The organism is Brevibacillus sp., assembly GCF_003521185.1.
Lineage (GTDB): Bacteria > Bacillota > Bacilli > Brevibacillales > Brevibacillaceae > Brevibacillus > Brevibacillus parabrevis.
This window is the reverse complement of record NZ_DOTK01000007.1, coordinates 35423-52020: the sequence shown is the minus strand read 5'-3', so window position 1 is coordinate 52020 and position 16598 is coordinate 35423. Positions and strand designations below refer to the sequence as shown.

Annotated in this window: 18 protein-coding genes and 1 pseudogene; 16 read left to right on the top strand and 3 right to left on the bottom strand. The window is 51.0% G+C overall.

The genetic code is table 11. The features are described 5' to 3' along the window. Nucleotides 1–59 precede the first annotated feature (59 nt). The gene (locus DEP07_RS01875) at nt 60–839 is read left to right on the top strand and encodes a class I SAM-dependent methyltransferase (RefSeq protein WP_173596652.1); all 780 of its coding nucleotides are present in this window, start codon (nt 60–62) and stop codon (nt 837–839) included. A gap of 138 nt (nt 840–977) precedes the next feature. Beyond that, nucleotides 978–2693: a methyl-accepting chemotaxis protein gene (locus tag DEP07_RS01870; protein ID WP_122966375.1), complete on the top strand. Its 1716-nt coding sequence runs from the start codon at nt 978–980 to the stop codon at nt 2691–2693. Between the two features lie 84 nt (nt 2694–2777). On the opposite strand, the gene DEP07_RS01865 is transcribed toward DEP07_RS01870, so the two are convergent. Together DEP07_RS01865 and DEP07_RS01860 are read right to left on the bottom strand one after the other, a co-directional pair. Next, nucleotides 2778–3911, bottom strand: coding sequence for an ABC transporter permease (locus tag DEP07_RS01865; protein ID WP_217365106.1), 1134 nt, complete (start codon nt 3909–3911; stop codon nt 2778–2780). A 2-nt stretch (nt 3912–3913) separates the two neighbouring features. After that, nucleotides 3914–4657, bottom strand: a complete 744-nt coding sequence (locus tag DEP07_RS01860) for an ABC transporter ATP-binding protein (protein ID WP_063230827.1) — start codon at nt 4655–4657, stop codon at nt 3914–3916. 224 nt (nt 4658–4881) lie between these two features. Between DEP07_RS01860 and DEP07_RS01855 the strand changes: the two genes are divergently transcribed. The 6 genes from DEP07_RS01855 (at nt 4882) to DEP07_RS01830 (ending at nt 9563) form a co-directional block, all read left to right on the top strand. Next, nucleotides 4882–5268 (top strand): hypothetical protein, encoded by a 387-nt coding sequence (locus DEP07_RS01855; RefSeq protein WP_229049749.1) that lies wholly within the window; start codon nt 4882–4884, stop codon nt 5266–5268. A 144-nt stretch (nt 5269–5412) separates the two neighbouring features. Beyond that, nucleotides 5413–6042 carry a SurA N-terminal domain-containing protein gene (locus DEP07_RS01850; protein ID WP_122964305.1) on the top strand — a complete coding sequence of 210 codons (630 nt, stop codon included), beginning with the start codon at nt 5413–5415 and terminating at the stop codon, nt 6040–6042. Nucleotides 6043–6169: 127 nt separating this feature from the next. Continuing rightward, nucleotides 6170–7678 carry a spore germination protein gene (locus DEP07_RS01845; protein ID WP_122964306.1) on the top strand — a complete coding sequence of 503 codons (1509 nt, stop codon included), beginning with the start codon at nt 6170–6172 and terminating at the stop codon, nt 7676–7678. Nucleotides 7679–7704: 26 nt separating this feature from the next. Beyond that, complete coding sequence (locus DEP07_RS01840) at nt 7705–8883, top strand: Ger(x)C family spore germination protein (protein ID WP_242774316.1); 1179 nt, start codon at nt 7705–7707, stop codon at nt 8881–8883. 19 nt (nt 8884–8902) lie between these two features. Then, nucleotides 8903–9130, top strand: coding sequence for a hypothetical protein (locus DEP07_RS01835; protein ID WP_122964308.1), 228 nt, complete (start codon nt 8903–8905; stop codon nt 9128–9130). An 82-nt stretch (nt 9131–9212) separates the two neighbouring features. Next, nucleotides 9213–9563, top strand: coding sequence for a DUF2512 family protein (locus DEP07_RS01830; protein WP_063230832.1), 351 nt, complete (start codon nt 9213–9215; stop codon nt 9561–9563). 199 nt (nt 9564–9762) lie between these two features. On the opposite strand, the pseudogene DEP07_RS01825 reads toward DEP07_RS01830, so the two are convergent. Continuing rightward, nucleotides 9763–9951: pseudogene (locus DEP07_RS01825) on the bottom strand (short-chain dehydrogenase/reductase); the annotation flags it as partial. A 390-nt stretch (nt 9952–10341) separates the two neighbouring features. Here DEP07_RS01825 and coxB point away from each other — a divergent pair. From coxB to DEP07_RS01785, 8 genes are all read left to right on the top strand, one after another. Continuing rightward, entirely contained in the window at nt 10342–11361 is a 1020-nt protein-coding gene (gene coxB, locus DEP07_RS01820) for a cytochrome c oxidase subunit II (protein ID WP_122964309.1), read from the top strand. A 59-nt stretch (nt 11362–11420) separates the two neighbouring features. After that, nucleotides 11421–13268, top strand: a complete 1848-nt coding sequence (gene ctaD / locus DEP07_RS01815; protein WP_122964310.1) for a cytochrome c oxidase subunit I — start codon at nt 11421–11423, stop codon at nt 13266–13268. Continuing rightward, the gene (locus tag DEP07_RS01810; protein ID WP_122964311.1) at nt 13268–13894 is read left to right on the top strand and encodes a cytochrome (ubi)quinol oxidase subunit III; all 627 of its coding nucleotides are present in this window, start codon (nt 13268–13270) and stop codon (nt 13892–13894) included. The genes ctaD and DEP07_RS01810 overlap by 1 nt, the downstream gene beginning before the upstream one ends. 3 nt (nt 13895–13897) lie before the next feature. Next, a complete protein-coding gene (locus tag DEP07_RS01805; protein WP_122964312.1) occupies nt 13898–14215 on the top strand; it encodes a cytochrome C oxidase subunit IV family protein in 318 nt (105 codons plus the stop codon). A 298-nt stretch (nt 14216–14513) separates the two neighbouring features. Further along, on the top strand, nt 14514–14813 hold the full coding sequence (locus DEP07_RS01800; RefSeq protein WP_122964313.1) for an EthD family reductase: 300 nt from the start codon (nt 14514–14516) through the stop codon (nt 14811–14813). A 3-nt stretch (nt 14814–14816) separates the two neighbouring features. Continuing rightward, complete coding sequence (locus DEP07_RS01795; RefSeq protein WP_063230839.1) at nt 14817–15278, top strand: hotdog fold thioesterase; 462 nt, start codon at nt 14817–14819, stop codon at nt 15276–15278. A 96-nt stretch (nt 15279–15374) separates the two neighbouring features. Beyond that, nucleotides 15375–15767 carry a PaaI family thioesterase gene (locus tag DEP07_RS01790; protein WP_063230840.1) on the top strand — a complete coding sequence of 131 codons (393 nt, stop codon included), beginning with the start codon at nt 15375–15377 and terminating at the stop codon, nt 15765–15767. 30 nt (nt 15768–15797) lie between these two features. After that, nucleotides 15798–16580 (top strand): enoyl-CoA hydratase-related protein, encoded by a 783-nt coding sequence (locus DEP07_RS01785; protein ID WP_063230841.1) that lies wholly within the window; start codon nt 15798–15800, stop codon nt 16578–16580. Nucleotides 16581–16598 lie beyond the last annotated feature (18 nt).

The following is a 16598-nucleotide window of genomic DNA, read 5'->3' as shown; positions in this document are numbered from 1 at the left end:
GGATCATCGTCATCCAGCCAATTCGAGGCAAACGACAGAAACAGGAGGAGACATCAATCATGGAACAAAGAACAGCATGGGAGATTTTCAAGCGAGAGGTAGAAGCGCCATTTGCCGGATGGAATTTTCAGCGGCTCACCCAGACAGGGAGAATGCAGGAAGCTCCGCTGACCTGGAATTATGCGAGTATCGTCAAAGCGCTGATGAACGGGATTGACTCGATGCTCGATATGGGAACAGGCGGGGGAGAACTGCTCGCTTCCTTGCAGCCGCATCCGGCGAGAACGTTTGCGACAGAAGGATACCAGCCCAACGTAGGAGTAGCCCGGGCCAATCTTGCGCCACTGGGCATCGAGGTGGTCGAGGCGGACGGAGAAGATGTGCTGCCATTCGCGGATCGCACTTTTGATCTGATCATCAATCGTCATGAATCGTATTTGCCGAGTGAGCTGTCGCGCTTGCTGAAACCGACCGGGACGTTCGTAACCCAGCAGGTCGGCGGGCAGGACAACCTGGAGTTGAACCGTTTGCTCGGAGCGCCGATTCCTCCCGATTATTTGCACTGGAATCTGGCTTTTGCAGCCGCCGAGCTACAGGACGCAGGCTTTGTCATTTTGCAGCAAAAAGAGGAAATGAGCTTCACCCGTTTCTATGACGTCGGGGCAATCGTCTACTATTTGAAGGCGATCGAATGGCAGATTCGCGACTTCGCGGTAGAGCAATACGCGGAAGCGCTGCTTGCTTTGCAAAAGAAAATGGAGCCGATCGGCTATGTGGATATTCCTAACCATCGTTTCATGATTTTGGCAAAATTAGGGTCATATTCAGTTAATAAATAGGCTCCTTTTTGTCGATAAGACAAATAGGGAGTTCAGTACAAAAGCGCCCTTTGAGGCGTTTTTTGTTTGAAGAAACTTCTGTGGGGGAATTATCGATCTATTAATCTATCGTACAGAGAAAAGGGGAAGTGAGAAAGGATGAACAAGAGCTTGGCTAGTCGGGTGGTCGCGCTCGTGGCTGTGATTGTCGTTTTGACGATGGCAGTCAACGTCTTCATGATCAATCAAAACAGCGCAACCACGATCGAACGGACGCTTTCACGCTCAAGTATTGGAACCGCGATGCATGTAGCGGCAGGCATCGATACAGAGAAGCTCGCCAGTTTCTTGGCCAAGCCCGAGAAAAATGACGAGTACATGTCCATCCAAAAGACGCTGAAAGAGTACATGGACAAGACGGGAGCGCTATACGTATACATTCTCCAGGCAGATGGAGAGAAGGTCAAAATCATGGCGGACGGCATGGTCGAGGATAGCTTCACGATCGGACAGCCTACGACTTCGACCACCTTTGCAGACATCGCGCCCGTGCTTCAAGGCGGAACGAGCAATACGCCCATCGTCAATGATCCGGTTTACGGTTCGTATCTGAGTGCGTTTGCACCGATCCAGGACAAGTCCGGGCAAGTTATGGCTATTCTCGGTGTCGATACCGCTGCGGAAAAGGTCGAGCTGATCAACGAGCTTGTACTGAGTGAAACGATGCCGCGCATCATTATTTCCATGGCGGCGGTGACGATAGTCGCTTTGATTGCGGTCTACTTCGTGGTGAAAAGAATGCTGCGTCCGCTGGGAATCGTACAGGAAGCCTCGGCGAGGATCGCTGGAGGCGATTTGACAGACGCGAAGATCGCCGTCACGAAGCGAAATGATGAAATCGGCCGGATCGTTGTCGCTTTTAGCGAGATGACAACACAGCTTCGCCAAATTATCGGCGGCGTCAAGGAGACGACAGAGCGCATCGACAATATGGCTGTTTCCATTCGGGAAGGCGCTTCCTCTGTTCGCGAGCAAAATAAAAATATCGTGGTTACGAGCCAGGAGATCGCATCTGGCAATGAACAAACGGCAACGGCGATGGAAACTACCGTGCAAACGGTTCAAGAATTTTTGAGCGAGCTGTCCGAGCTGAACAGCGCGATCGAAGCGATGGATGCTGTCTCTAACCAGGTAGCTGACATCGGCCAGAGCAGCTACACAGTATTGCAGGAGTTTTTGGCTGACGGAACGGAAACGAACAACCAGTTCCACGATGTCCAAAACACGATGATGATTTTGGAGGAAAAATCGCGCCGAATCAATGACGTAATTGAAACGATCCAGCAAATTGCAGGACAGACGAACTTGCTCGCGCTGAACGCTGCCATCGAGAGCGCCCGGGCCGGGGAAGCAGGTCGCGGCTTTGCCGTGGTTGCAGACGAGGTGCGCAAACTGGCTGAGCAGACAGGAGCGGCAACGCTGGTCATTCAGGAGAGCATCAAGGACATCCAGGATCAGGTGAAGCAGGCAGCCGAAAAAACGAACGGAACTTTGAACCGTTACAATGCCGGAACACAGCGCCTCGATTCGGTGGCAAAAGGAATCACCGAGCTGTCCACGATGACGAACACGCTCAAAACTTCGCTGGCCAATGTGATTGCAAGCGTTGAAACCATGAAGCACGGTCAAAACAAGGTGAACGAATCCGTATTGACCGTAACGGCGATTTCCGAACAGACAGCCGCTGCGACCGAAGAGGTGTCGGCTACAATTCATGACGTCAGCGGCAACGTGGACCAGTTTGTCGTCGAAATTCAGGACGTTACCGAAAGCATCCAGGAGTTGCGCAGAAAAGTGGATACGTTCCGCTTGTAAGCTTTGCCCGAAACAAAACAGCCCTTCGCACTGGCTTTCTTGCCAAGCGAAGGGCTGTTTTTGTTGGCAGCGAAAAGGTGCTGGTTACCACAAAAGTACGGCGATGTGCACGACGCCCTGAAACAGCAGCAAGGTCGAGCGCAGCCAGACAAATGCGCGCTTTTGCTCGGAAGGCGGAACAGGGAAAAGCTGGTGGCTGGCTCGCTTGCCTTGTTGTCGCCAGATGCCGCCCAGCTGACTTGCTGTCATCAGCAGCAAGAGAGCGGCAGCAATCGCTTTGGCGTACAGGTTCGGCAGGACGAGAATGACGATGATGCCCAGGCAGACGAGGCGGGCGTAAATCCCGGCGTAATCCCCGGAGCGAATGAACGTCCGGGCGTACAAATGACGCGCCGTATGAGCCGGACTGTAAGGCAGAAGCTGCGCCAGGCGGGTCAGCCAAAAGCGCGGCTTCACCTGATGCTGCAAGGCAGGAACGTCCCGGAAGTTGTTCATGATCTGATAAAACCGCTGACGCAACCCGTTTTCCATCGCCAGCAGCCGATACCATTTGAGCGGATGCTGGGCCTGCACTTTGCGCATTTGCCGATGGAGCCAGACAAGCAAAAGGGCGCTAAGGACGGCCCCACAAGGCACATATCCAAAAGTGAGAAATTGCCCCGCACTGAAAATCCAGGCAAGAATCAGATAGGACAGCAAAAAGCGGGCGGCAAAGAACAGGCGCTGTGCTTGGACGGCAGGCAGGCGCAAAAAAATCCAGCTGCTGTGAACATTCCAGCCCTTCAGCAAAAACGGAATCAGCCAGTACAGCCAGAGCTGTATTTTGTCCGCTCCCGCAGCATTTGTGTACATAGGGAAGAGCAAGAGAACCAGCACAAACAGTCCCACGCTTTGGACGAAAAAGTTATAGACCTGCGCCCGGCGAAAATAGCCAGCGAGCCGCGTCTCGTGCGGAGTGAGGAAAATCAGGTCTGCTTCCAGCAAAAAGGTGCGGTGCGGACTGCGCGTCACCACGATGGCCATAACCAGTGCCAGTGCGTGGACGAGTGGAAACCAGGCCGGAATCAGTTCGATTATGCTGCGGTAGTACATGGAGATCAATCCGGCAAGGAAAACGGCGACAAACAAGACACCGCCATTGGCCATGTATTGCGCGTATTTGATGAACTCTGTGGAAAAGGCGTGCAATCTTTTTTGAAACAGCTGCTCCATATCCATCTTCACTGTTTTTCATCCTCTACGATATGTAAGTAGATGTCATCCAACGAATGGTTGGTCAGACCTGTGAACTGGCGAAGCTCTGCAAGCGTGCCCTGGGCCTTGATTTGTCCTTTGTGGAGCAGGATAAAACGATCGCAATACTTCTCTGCGGTCGCCAAGATGTGTGTAGACATGAGGATGCCAGCCCCTTGCTCCTTGCAGCGCTCCAGCCAGGTGAGCAAAGAGCGTATCCCGAGCGGATCAAGACCAAGGATCGGTTCGTCGACGATATACAGAGGCGGCTGGACGAGAAGCGCCATCATGATCATCAATTTTTGCCGCATCCCTTTGGAGAACTGCTGCGGAAAACGGTTTTTCATTTCCTCCATGCGAAATTCTTTGAGCAGGACGGAAGCTCGCTGGTCAAGCTGCTCTTTTGTCAAACCGTGGCTCATCGCCATCAGCTCGATATGCTCCCAAAGTGTCAGTTCCTCGTAATAGATGGGAGATTCCGGGATGTAGCCGTAAGAGAGCCGATAGTGGTCAGGATCGGATTGAAAGGTTTGGCCTGCAATGTGGATAGAGCCTTCCAGCGGCTGCAAAAGACCCAGAATATGCTTAATCGTCGTGCTTTTCCCTGCTCCGTTCAGTCCGATCAAGGCGACGATTTCGTGAGCATGAATATCAAAGGAAATATTTTGGATGACGGCACGGCTCGGGGAGTAGCCGCCCGTTACGTTGTTGACTTCCAGCAAGGCTTTCATAAGTTCCTCCTTCTCGCCAAAGCAAATGGCAATCGGTCATCCCCCTATTGTAGCCGAAAACCCAGCTTTTTGGAAAAACGCTGTGCACAGCCTTTTTTGCTTGCGGGTGAAGAGGAAAGGGATAACCGTACAAGCAATGGCTGACTGCTCAACATAAACCATTATTACAAAGGACGGAGGAGGTGGAACCTATGACGCCGGGGCAACAGGACAACCAAAGAGACATGGACTTGCAAATGCAGCGCATCTACCAGAAACTGGACAAATTCGAAGAGAGGATCGACCAGCTTGAGGGACAAATGACAGTCGCAACAAAGTGGTTGGAACGCATAGAACACAGATTAGAACGCATGGAAGACGTACGCATAGATTTGTTGCAAGCGATCGCGAAGCTACAGACGGAGCTGAAATTGAGAGAAGAAAAAGCAAACAAAGAGAAAGATATCATCATGCAGCTACTGAACAACGACAATCGGGACAAAGAAAATTTGGCACAGATGATCGAAGGAGACAGAAGCAGAAAGCAAGAGCGCTTTTTACAAATATGGGCGGTTTTAGGTCCCGTCCTTGCCTCCGTTCTCACCTCTCTTTTTGCACGGTTTTTCATGTAAGGTGACACTTTCCGTGAATGACGATCGCCAAATCGGCACATGATGATATAAAATGTGGAAAAGTTGTGTAAAGGCTTTTCCATTTTTCTACCGCATCTCCTGGCTATACTTGATGGGCAGAACATTGAAAGAGAGGATATCCACGTGAAGAAGTTTGATGTTTCCATACTCTCAGTTGCCATTTTACTGACCGGACTGGCTGTACTCGGTGTCTATCAGGCAGGAGAAGCGAAGAAAGATCCGGTTCTGGTAAAGGCCGGTGATACCTCGATTACGCAATACCAGCTGTACGATGAAATGAAAAGCACGTACGGCAAGCAAATGATACATGAGATGGTCGCTCAATCTTTGATTTCGCAGGAAGCCAAGGCACAGAAGATCCAGGTCACCAAAGAGGAAATGGACAAGGAAATCGCCTCGATGAAACAGCAAGTCGGCTCCGAGGAAGCTTTTCAAAGCTATCTTCAGGGAATGGGGCTAGACGAAAAGAAGCTTCGTGAAAAGATGTCTGTCCTGATGACCCGCGACAAGCTGCTCGACAAGGCATTCCCGGTCACAGATGAGCAAGTGAAACAATATTACGATGAAAACAAACAGCAGATGGGATCGCCAGCGCCGGAATTTGAAAAGGTGCGGGATCAGATCAAATCTGTTTTGGCCGATAAAAACCGCAGCGAGAACTACAACAACTGGCTGAATGACATCCAGAAAAACCACAAGGTAGAATGGTACGATCCGTCTTTTGACGAGCCGAACAAGCCCGCTGCCGGATAAACCAGCTGAAAAGGCGTCTCTTCCCGATTGAACGGGGGAGGGCGCCTTTTCTTTTTGATGTTTTCGTTTAGTAACAGACTCGGGTGGAAAAACTGGATAAATAATTGCCAATGTAAGGAGCAATGAGATGGCTCAGATTGGCCCTCGCCTGGATGAGAATGTTCATTTTGTGAAAGAGTCGCTTGGGTACAGCAATGATATTGTAATTCGCGAACTGGTGCTGGATAGCCGGGAGCCTGTACGTGCTGCGATCCTCTACACGGATGGGATGGTCGACTCGCACATGGTACAGGGCGTTTTGATTAACAGTCTGCTCTACAAGACCCGGTTCAAAGAAATAGAGCTGGAACGAGAGGAAGATCTCGTCCCTTTTTTAAAGGATGCGGTTCTGACCGTTGGAGATATCGGAGACGTCAACAATTTTCCCGAGCTGTTTACAGCCATGCTTTCCGGCTGTGTCATCATCCTCATAGACGGCTATGAAAAAGCAATGGCCATCGGCTTGCAGGAGTGGAAAGACAGGGGAGTGACCGAGCCTACAGCGCAAACGGTCATTCGCGGGCCGAGGGAAGGCTTTACGGAAAGTCTGCGGACGAATATCACTCTTTTGCGCAGAAGGATCGCCAGCGAAAAGATGTGGGTGGAAACTAGGCGAATCGGGGAAGTGACGAAGACCGAGATCGCCGTCGTGTACATCAAAGGTCTGGTCGAGGAAGGCGTAATCGAGGAGGTTCGCAACAGGCTGGATCGGATTGATGTGGACGGCCTGATGGAGAGCGGGATGATCGAGGAACTGATACAGGATGCGGCGTACACTCCTTTTCCCACGATTTCCAATTCCGAGCGTCCCGATGTGGTCGCGGCCAATTTGCTGGAGGGGAGAGTTGCCATCATAGTCGATGGGACTCCGTTCGTTTTGACTGTCCCTTCTTTGTTTGTCGAGTTTTTTCATTCGGCTGAAGACTACTACCAGCGGGCTGATTTCAGTACGTTGATTCGGATGCTGCGCTTTGTCAGCTTTTTTATCGCCTTGCTCGCACCGTCGCTCTATATTGCGATCACGACCTTCCATCAGGAGATGTTGCCGACACAGCTTTTGATCAGCTTGGCCGCGCAGCGTGAGGGCGTGCCTTTTCCCGCGCTGGTAGAGGCGCTGTTGATGGAGATCGCGTTCGAAATTTTGCGAGAGGCGGGCATCCGCATGCCGCGTGCGGTCGGTCAAGCGATCTCCGTTGTCGGAACGCTGGTCATCGGACAGGCGGCGGTAGAGGCGGGAATCGTCTCGGCAGCGATGGTCATCGTCGTGTCGATTACGGCGATCTCCAGCTTTATTTTTCCCGCGATCAACATGTCGATTCCCGTGCGGATTCTCCGGTTTCCGTTGATGATTTTGGCAGCTTCCTTTGGGATTTACGGGATTATCGTCGGAGTGCTTGGGCTGGTTCTGCATTTGTGCAGCCTGCGTTCGTTTGGCGTACCCTACATGAGTACATTCGCCCCGTTTTCCTTCAAAGAACAGCGTGATGCGATCTTGCGCGCGCCGCGCTGGATGATGGACAAACGCCCAGAGTCGATCACCAAACGAAACATGCGCCGTCAATCACCGAATTTGAAGCCGAAGCCGCCAGAGCATTAAGGTAAAAAGGCAAGGAGTGAACTTCTATGAAAGTCATCAAAGTGCTTCTCTGCTTGACACTTGTCTTCCTGCTGGGCGGTTGCTGGAATCGCAAGGAGCTGAACGATCTGGCGATTTGCGTCGGCATCGGAATTGACAAGGTAAAGACCGGGTATAGCGTGTCTGTCCAAGTCGTGGACCCGGCTGAAGTGGCAGCCAACAAAGGCAAACCGGGGAGGGCTCCTGTTACGCTGTTTACGATGAGCGGTGCCACTGTATTTGAAGCTCTCCGCAAAATGACGACGATATCGCCGCGGAAAATTTATATGTCGCACACGAGGATGCTGATTTTGGGGGAGGAACTGGCACGGGAAGGAATTGCGCCTGTGCTTGATTTTGTTTCGCGCGATCACGAGTTTCGGACGGATTTTTACATTGCTGTGGCTCGCGGTACGACAGCTCACAACATCTTGAAGGTCATTACGCCGTTGGAGCAGATTCCCGCCAATGAGCTGTTCGCTTCCTTGGAGACGTCGTCCAAAGCGTGGGCGCCAACCGCCGCGATTACCCTTGATCAACTGATTGCGGACTTGACGAATAAGGGCAAACAGGCGGTACTGACGGGCATAAAGCTGACAGGCTCGCCGGAGGAAGGGGATCAGCGCGAAAATGTGGAGCAGATTGATTCCAACGTGCTTTTGCAGTACACGACACTCGCTGCCTTTCGGGGAGACAAGCTGATTGGCTGGCTCAACGAGAAGGACAGCAAGGCGTACAACTACATAACCGGAAATGTCAAAAGTACGGCTAGCCTTCCGTGCAAAGGGGGAGGGCGCCTGACGATGGAAATTATGAAGTCGAACTCCAAGGTGAAAGCCATCCTGAAAAATGGCAAGCCGGAAATCATGGTCGATATTCACCTGGAAAATGACATCGGCGAAGTGCAGTGCAAAATCGACCTGACCAAAATGGAGACGATCGAAGAAATCCAAAAAGAAGCCGAAAAAGGCATGGTTGCTACAGGAATGCGGGCGGTCACTTATGCGAAGCAGCATGAAGTGGACATTTTCGGATTCGGAGATGTCATCCACCGCCAGTATCCGAAGGTGTGGAAACAACTCGAAAAAAACTGGAACAAGGAATTTGCCAAGCTCCCGGTTCACATCAAGGCAGAAGTGAAAATCAGGCGACTGGGAACGATCAACAACGCTTTCAAGGAAAAATGAGTGATCAGGAGGGGGAGTCATGTCGGTATTGACGGTAGTCTTCATCTCCATCGTCGTCAGTCTGTACGAGCTGCCCAGGCTGATCCGCAAGAAACAGCGAAAAGAAACGATTGTGTTTATCGTCATGCTCGTGATCAGTGTCGGGATGTATGCCGCTACACAATTTGGTCTTGTGCCCAACCCTGTCTATGCGATGGAAATCATCTACAAGCCGATGGATGACTGGATCAAGCAGTGGCTGCATTGAGGACGGAGGCTTGTTGCCGCGAGGATTGCCGCTGGAAAGCGGGGCATACTGAGAAGACCTCAGCAAAGGAGTGGAAACACACGTGGACGGTCTTTTGATGAAGCTTCTGGTAAGCCCGATCTTGGTTGTTTTGGCTGATGCCCTCTTTCCCGAGGTGAATTTTGCGAACCTGTACCAGTCTGTCGGTGTCGGCTTTGTCCTTGCTCTTGCCGGATTTTTTCTGGACAGGGCCATTCTGGCTCCAGGCAGTCTGTGGCTTACAACCGCCATTGATTTTATCATCGGTTTTCTGATTGTATACGGCAGCATCGTCTTTTTGCCTGATGCCCAAATCTCGGCAATGGGAGCGGGATTTGTCGCCATCTTTTACGGTGTGGCCGAATACTTGCAGCATACATGGCTGCTTCGTGCGATCCGCTCGGAAAACACATAGAGGTGCCATTGTTGCCGGGACAGCCCCGTCCATCTGCGAAAAGACGGGGCTGTCTTTTTTTCTGCGCGCGCGTCAATCGTTTTTCGAAGGAGCCAGCTTTTTGGTTGCGATCCGTTCGATCCAGCTCCAGGCGCAACGATTCGCTGAAGCCTCCGTATGCGCATCCGGCATTGTTGAGCAACAGGTCGATTCGCCCGTGGCGATCCGCGATGTCGGCGATCGCCTGTTCGATCTGGGGAGGGCTGGTGACATCCAAGGAAATCACTTCCATATGTTCGGTTGCTATATGCAAGTTTGCGAGTTTGTCAAGTGGGCCCCTTTTTTGCGGGTCGCGCATGGAAGCAATTACGTAAAATCCAGCCTTGACTAATGCCACAGAAGCGTGCATGCCGAAGCCGCTGGAGGAGCCAGTGATTAGTGCAATTGGTCTTTTTTTCATATATTTCTCCTTTAAGTTGCCTAAACTGGTTACATTTATCTTAAAAGTTCACAAATTTGTTCATAAATTTGTTAACAAAATGATAACAAATAGCCTTTAGATTAAGGAAAATTTATGTATACTTAAATGGTTACCACGCATTGGCAGGAGTCTGCAATCTCGGCCCTTTTGCTCCTTCTGTTTGTTTTTGGGATGACTGCTAATACTTTTCCTGATTGGGTATGATAGTTGGGGAAGGAATAGATAGCCATCCTTGTGCAAAATTGAAAGAGCAAAAAGCTTCTAGTTTGTATGCGTGGCTAGAACGTTACCAACACGAAGAAAGAGGGGTTCATTGGTATGAAGGGTTGGCAACAGTTTTGGCGTCAGCTTTCTCTGTTTGGTCTGCTGGCGCTGGTGTTAACCGGGTGTGGCAAAGATGAGCTCTCAGCGCTCAAGCCTTCCGGCCCGGTTGCTTCGATGCAGTATGACCTGATGAAGCTGTCCTCCGCTATCATGATCGGCGTCTTCATTGTCGTTATGCTGATCTTTACGTACGTCCTTATCCGATACCGTAAGCGTCCAGGACAGCAAGGCGTTCCAAAGCAGGTCGAAGGCAATCATGCACTTGAGATTCTTTGGACAGTAATTCCTTTCCTGCTCCTGATTGTGATGGCGATTCCAACCGTTACAACCGGTTTCGCCCTGCACAAGGAATTTCCAAAAGAGGAAGCGCTTCAAGTGAAGGTAACCGCTCACCAGTTCTGGTGGGAGTTCGAGTATCCGGATCTGGGAGTAGCAACCGCACAAGACCTGGTTCTGCCAGTTGGCAAAAAGGTTCAGTTCCAAGTGACCTCTGCTGACGTTATGCACGCATTCTGGATTCCTGCTCTGGGCGGTAAAATCGATACCAACCCGGGACAAGAAAACAAGATTTGGCTGCAAGCAGACAAAACAGGTATTTTCTACGGAAAATGCGCGGAGCTCTGTGGAGCGTCCCATGCCTTGATGGACTTCAAGGTAGAAGTAATGGACCAGACTGCATTTGACAGCTGGGCAAACGGCATGAAGGGCGTTCAGTCCAAAGAGCCGGTAGCCGCTACAGCTCCAAGTGCTGCACAAGGTCAAGAAATCTTCAACAAAAGCTGTCTCGGCTGTCACGCCATCGCTGGAAAAGGCGGAAAACTGGGTCCAAACCTGACCAACTTCGCAGATCGCGAACGCGTAGCAGGTATTCTTGCCCACACGCCTGAAAATCTGGCAGAGTGGCTCAAAGATCCGCAAAAGGTAAAACCGGGCAACAACATGCCTAACCTCAACCTCGACGATGCACAAGTGAAAGCGCTTGTAGAGTACATGTCTACACTCAGCGTGAAGTAACTACCGTAATGAAATGACATTTCGTCATAGGCAGTGACGCTTAAAAAGGAGGTAAACCTGTGTCTGCACATGCTTCTCACGCACCCGCACCAAAACGTTCAGGGCTGTGGGACTGGCTCACGACAGTGGATCACAAGAAGATCGCGATCCTGTACTTGATTGCCGGTGGTATTTTCTTTCTCGCCGGTGGTTATGAGGCCCTGTTGATCCGTTTGCAGTTGATGTATCCAGAAGCTTCTGTAGTTGGTGCCAAGACGTTTAACGAATTGATTACCATGCACGGCACGACGATGATTTTCTTGGCGGTCATGCCAGTCATTTTCGCGCTGATGAACGCAGTCGTTCCGCTTCAAATCGGAGCGCGCGACGTAGCGTTCCCTTTTGTTAACGCTCTCGGTTTCTGGTTGTTCTTCTTCGGAGGAGTGCTCCTGAACACCAGCTGGTTCCTTGGCGGAGCACCAGATGCCGGATGGACATCTTATACCACTTTGGCTTTGAACCAATATAGCGGCCGCGGAGTAGACTTCTACGTTCTCGGTTTGCAAATTGCCGGTCTCGGTACGCTGATCGGTGGTATCAACTTCCTTGTTACCATCATCAACATGCGTGCTCCAGGGATGACATTCATGCGCATGCCAATGTTCACCTGGGCGTCTTTTATTACATCCGGTCTGATTCTGTTCGCTTTCCCGGCGATTACAGTAGGTCTGGTTCTCTTGATGTTCGACCGTTTGTTTGGCGGTAACTTCTTCAACCCGGATGCGGGTGGTAACGTTGTCATTTGGGAGCACTTGTTCTGGATCTTCGGTCACCCCGAAGTATACATCCTGATTCTCCCGGCATTCGGTGTTATTTCTGAAATTATCTCCACCTTTGCAAGAAAGCGCCTGTTCGGTTACAGCTCCATGGTATTCGCAACTGCGCTGATCGGCTTCCTCGGCTTCATGGTGTGGGCTCACCACATGTTCACAACTGGTTTGGGCGCCATTGCCAACACGCTGTTCGGTCTGGCTACGATGCTGATTGCGGTACCTACGGGTATTAAAATCTTTAACTGGCTTTTGACCATGTGGGGCGGACAAATTCGCTTCCCTACCGCAAACTTGTTTGCAGTAGGCTTCATTCCGACATTTACGATCGGTGGTATGACAGGGGTTATGCTCGCGGTTCCGCCAGCTGACTACCAATACCATGACAGCTACTTCGTAGTAGCTCACTTCCACTACGTTATCGTAGGGGGTCTCGTCTTCGGTCTGTTCGCCGGTCTTTACTACTGGTGGCCGAAAATGTTCGGTAAAATGCTGAATGAAACAATCGGTAAATGGAACTTCTGGACGTTCTTCATCGGTTTCCATCTTACCTTCTTCCCGCAACACTTCCTTGGTCTGATGGGGATGCCGCGCCGCGTCTTCACATACCTGAAAGGTCAGGACCTGGATGTAGGGAACTTTATCAGTACCATCGGTGTATTCGGTATGACGATCGGTACAATCCTGTTCCTCATCAACGTTGTCGTTGCAGCAAAAGGCAAACGCGCACCTGCGGACCCGTGGGATGGACGCTCGCTGGAGTGGACAATTCCGTCGCCGCCGCCTGAGTACAACTTTGCCCAAACACCTCTGGTGCGTGGTCTGGATGCATTCTGGATCGAGAAAATGGCTGGCAACAAAGGCATGACACCTGCTGAACCGCTCGGTGACATCCACATGCCATCGCCATCGTTCCTGCCGTTCCTGATGTCCGTCGGTCTGTTCATTGCAGGCTATGGCTTCATGTACCACAACTACGTTGTAGTAGCGATCGGCTTGATTTTGACTTTCGGATGTATGTTCGCACGTTCTGTAAAAGACGATCCTGGTTATCATATTCATGAGGATGAAATCGAAGAGAAAGGGGTTAAGGCTTAATGGCTACACATCACGCAAATGCAGTTTTACCTGATGAACCGGAAAAAGCCACCCTTGAAGGCAAGAACAAGATTCTTGGCTTCTGGCTCTTCCTTGGTGGAGAGACTGTTCTTTTCGGTTCGTTGTTCGCAACTTTTATCGCGCTGCGTGATCAAGCAAACGGCGGACCGACGTCCCAGCAACTGTTTGACATGCCGCTGGTTGCAGCTGCAACACTTCTTTTGCTTACCAGTTCGATGACAAGTGTTATGGCTACACTCGCTCTGCACAAGAAAAACTTGAAAATGATTCAAGTTTGGCTGACCATCACTGTATTGCTCGGTCTCGGATTCCTTGCCCTGGAGATTTATGAGTTTGTGCATTATGTGCATGAAGGACATAAAATCTCGACAAGTGCGTTCGGCTCTGCGTTCTACACATTGGTTGGCTTCCACGGGGGTCACGTAGCGTTCGGGATTCTCTGGATCACTTTGTTGCAGTTGTCGGCAGTGAAGAAAGGCTTGACGGTAGTAACGGCTCCTAAGTTCTACCTGGCCTGCTTGTACTGGCACTTTATCGACGTAGTATGGGTATTCATCTTTACCGTGGTATATCTCATGGGTATGATCGGTGGAAAGGTGGGATAATCTATGGGAGCACACGCTCATAATGAAGAGGTACGCAAGCCGAAAGTAAAACACGACGGTCCAAAAAGACACGTTGTAGCTTTCATCGGATCTCTCGTATTGACCGCACTTGCATTTATTGCTGTTGCGTATGAAGTGATTCCGGTAGGTTTTACCGTACCGTTCATCGTCGTCTTGGCTTTCATCCAGGCGTTCTTCCAACTGTTTGTTTGGATGCACATGGATCAAAAAGGCCACGAGTTCGCACGGATCAGCATTTTCGCCGGGCTGTTCGTGATCCTGCTTGCAGTAATCGTCTTCGTTTACTGGGTGTGGATCTAGAACGCTTGGCAAGGACAAGAGGGCAGACCAAAAGTCTGTCCTCTTTTTTTCGGGCTGTCAGAAGTCATTTCTGGCAGCCATTTTTTTGTACTATCGAGCGGGAATTGAGATAAGCATGGGATAGGAGCGGCTTTTCGGGAAGGGAGGGAGCAGACAGAGTTTTCTCGCTTTTTGAAAAATACTTGCACCTATCTACAAGGCTTTATATAATAAAAATATCAACATGCGTTAAAATAACGTTATATTATTAAGTCGTCACATATTTTGTGAAAATAAATGAATGAAAGCAGGGATCGCAATGGTGAAATTGGTGGCAATTTATCGCAAGCCGGAAGATATCGAGGCTTTTGACAAGCACTATTTTGAAGTGCACGCTGCACTCGCTGAGAAAATGCCTGGCTTGATCAAGATGGAGGTAAGCAAAGTATACGGCACGCCGATGGGCGAATCCGATCTGCATCTGCTCGCAGAAATGTACTTTGAAACGAAGGAAGCCTTGTTGGAAGCGTTGTCATCTCCAGAGGGGCGTGCAGCAGGCAAAGACTTGCGCGGATTTGCAGGCCAAGTAGTGTCCATGCATTTTGCCGAAGTGGTTTAACGTATGGGAACAAAATCGTTTGTTGACGAGCGCGAGCTGCATCATAAACATTACGACGAGATTTGCGAAAAGCTGAAACAAGACCAGTTCGCCCAGTTTTTGGGAGTCAAGCTGATCGAGCTTGGCGAGGGGACTGCGACAGCAGAGGTGACGGTGGCCGATCATATGTTGAATGCGCACGGTACAGCGCACGGCGCCATCATTTTCTCCCTGGCTGATTTTGTTTTTGCCGCAGCCTGTAACTCCTACGGAAAAACATCTGTTGCGCTCTCGATGAACATCGGATTTTTGGCCGCAGCAATGAAAGGAAACCGGCTTGTGGCAACGGCTACGGAAGAGAAGAAGAACAACCGGACAGCCTGGTACCGCATCCGCGTCGAATCCGAGCACGGCCTGGTAGCGACATTGGACGCACTGGCTTATCGGAAAAATGAATACTTCATTTCGCTGGACGACAAGGAATAACCAAATGCACACACAAAACGGAGAAAGGAAGCCGAATGCCGCGTGCACAGGCTCCTTTCCCTGTTTCACGAGGATACCAGACACGGGGGCGAGAGGATGACAGTGGAAATCCGCAATCGATTCAATCACTACCTGGGCATAGAAGTCGTACACCGAGATGAGCAGGGCTGCAAGGTAGCACTGAAAATTCGCCCTGAACTGTTCAACAGCATAGATGGGGTCGTACATGGTGGCGTGACGGCGACGTTGGCTGACGTAGCGATGGGACATGGAGCTGCGCCACATGTAGACGGCGTGCAGCAATGCGTTACGGTAGAGAGCAAAATTCAATATTTGTACCCTGCCCGTGGGGAGAGGCTGGAAGCTGAGTCTCGCGTTTTGAAGCAGGGCAAGAGCCTGATCATTATGGAGGCGCGCGTCACCTGTGACGGCAAGCTCGTTGCTTTTGCCACGGGAACGTATGCGCGGGTCAATCCCAATCGAAGCTAAAGAGTATGGTTGCACGAGGAGGGGATAGAAGTGGAAGAAACGGTTCGCTTTGAACGAGACGGTCATGTGGCGATCATCACGCTCAACCGTCCGGATGAGCTGAATGCACTGAACTACGCTACATTGGAGCGGCTGGGTGATCTGATTGAACAAGTGCGGCTTGATTCAAAAGACATTCGGGTGCTGCTGATAAAAGGCGAAGGCCGGGCGTTTTGCGCAGGAGCTGATTTGAAAGAGCGGCGCACGCTGAACGAACAGCAAGTCCGCAGAAACGTTCGCAAAATTCGCGATGTGTTCACCGCGCTGGAACGATTGCCGCAGCCGACGATCGCGTTGATCAACGGCTTCGCTTTCGGTGGTGGATTTGAACTAGCGCTCGCTTGTGATTTCCGCTACGCCGTGGAGGAAGCGAAAATGGGGCTGACCGAGGTCAGTCTGGGCATCATTCCCGGAGCGGGCGGAACGCAGCGTCTGTCGCGTTTGATCAGTCCGGCGAAGGCGAAGGAACTGATTTTGACAGCCCGGCGCATTCAGGCGAATGAAGCTTGCCGCTTGGGGATATTGAATGGAGTTGCGCAAGACGGGGAACAATTGCTGGAGCTGGCAATGGGGCTGGCCCAAGAGATTCTCGGCAACGCACCGCTCGCCGTCTATCAGGCAAAGGCGGCCATCGACCGCGGAAGCAGCGTCGATTTGCAAACAGGGCTGGACGTGGAAACGATGTGCTATGAAGTCATTATCCCAACGAAAGACCGCCTGGAAGCGCTGGAAGCTTTCCGCGAAAAAAGAAAGCCTGTGTTCAAGGGAGAATAGGCGATAGCTACAAAGACA

Excerpts from the sequence above, each read along its gene's own strand:
- DEP07_RS01860 (WP_063230827.1), bottom strand. The coding sequence starts at position 4,657 with ATGAAAGCCTTGCTGGAAGTCAACAACGTAACGGGCGGCTACTCCCCG.
- DEP07_RS01795 (WP_063230839.1), top strand. The coding sequence starts at position 14,817 with ATGGGAACAAAATCGTTTGTTGACGAGCGCGAGCTGCATCATAAACAT.
- DEP07_RS01800 (WP_122964313.1), top strand. The coding sequence starts at position 14,514 with ATGGTGAAATTGGTGGCAATTTATCGCAAGCCGGAAGATATCGAGGCT.
- DEP07_RS01845 (WP_122964306.1), top strand. The coding sequence starts at position 6,170 with ATGGCTCAGATTGGCCCTCGCCTGGATGAGAATGTTCATTTTGTGAAA.
- DEP07_RS01870 (WP_122966375.1), top strand. The coding sequence starts at position 978 with ATGAACAAGAGCTTGGCTAGTCGGGTGGTCGCGCTCGTGGCTGTGATT.
- DEP07_RS01855 (WP_229049749.1), top strand. The coding sequence starts at position 4,882 with ATGGACTTGCAAATGCAGCGCATCTACCAGAAACTGGACAAATTCGAA.
- DEP07_RS01840 (WP_242774316.1), top strand. The coding sequence starts at position 7,705 with ATGAAAGTCATCAAAGTGCTTCTCTGCTTGACACTTGTCTTCCTGCTG.
- coxB (WP_122964309.1), top strand. The coding sequence starts at position 10,342 with ATGAAGGGTTGGCAACAGTTTTGGCGTCAGCTTTCTCTGTTTGGTCTG.
- DEP07_RS01810 (WP_122964311.1), top strand. The coding sequence starts at position 13,268 with ATGGCTACACATCACGCAAATGCAGTTTTACCTGATGAACCGGAAAAA.
- DEP07_RS01835 (WP_122964308.1), top strand. The coding sequence starts at position 8,903 with ATGTCGGTATTGACGGTAGTCTTCATCTCCATCGTCGTCAGTCTGTAC.
- DEP07_RS01865 (WP_217365106.1), bottom strand. The coding sequence starts at position 3,911 with ATGGATATGGAGCAGCTGTTTCAAAAAAGATTGCACGCCTTTTCCACA.
- DEP07_RS01790 (WP_063230840.1), top strand. The coding sequence starts at position 15,375 with ATGACAGTGGAAATCCGCAATCGATTCAATCACTACCTGGGCATAGAA.
- DEP07_RS01805 (WP_122964312.1), top strand. The coding sequence starts at position 13,898 with ATGGGAGCACACGCTCATAATGAAGAGGTACGCAAGCCGAAAGTAAAA.
- DEP07_RS01875 (WP_173596652.1), top strand. The coding sequence starts at position 60 with ATGGAACAAAGAACAGCATGGGAGATTTTCAAGCGAGAGGTAGAAGCG.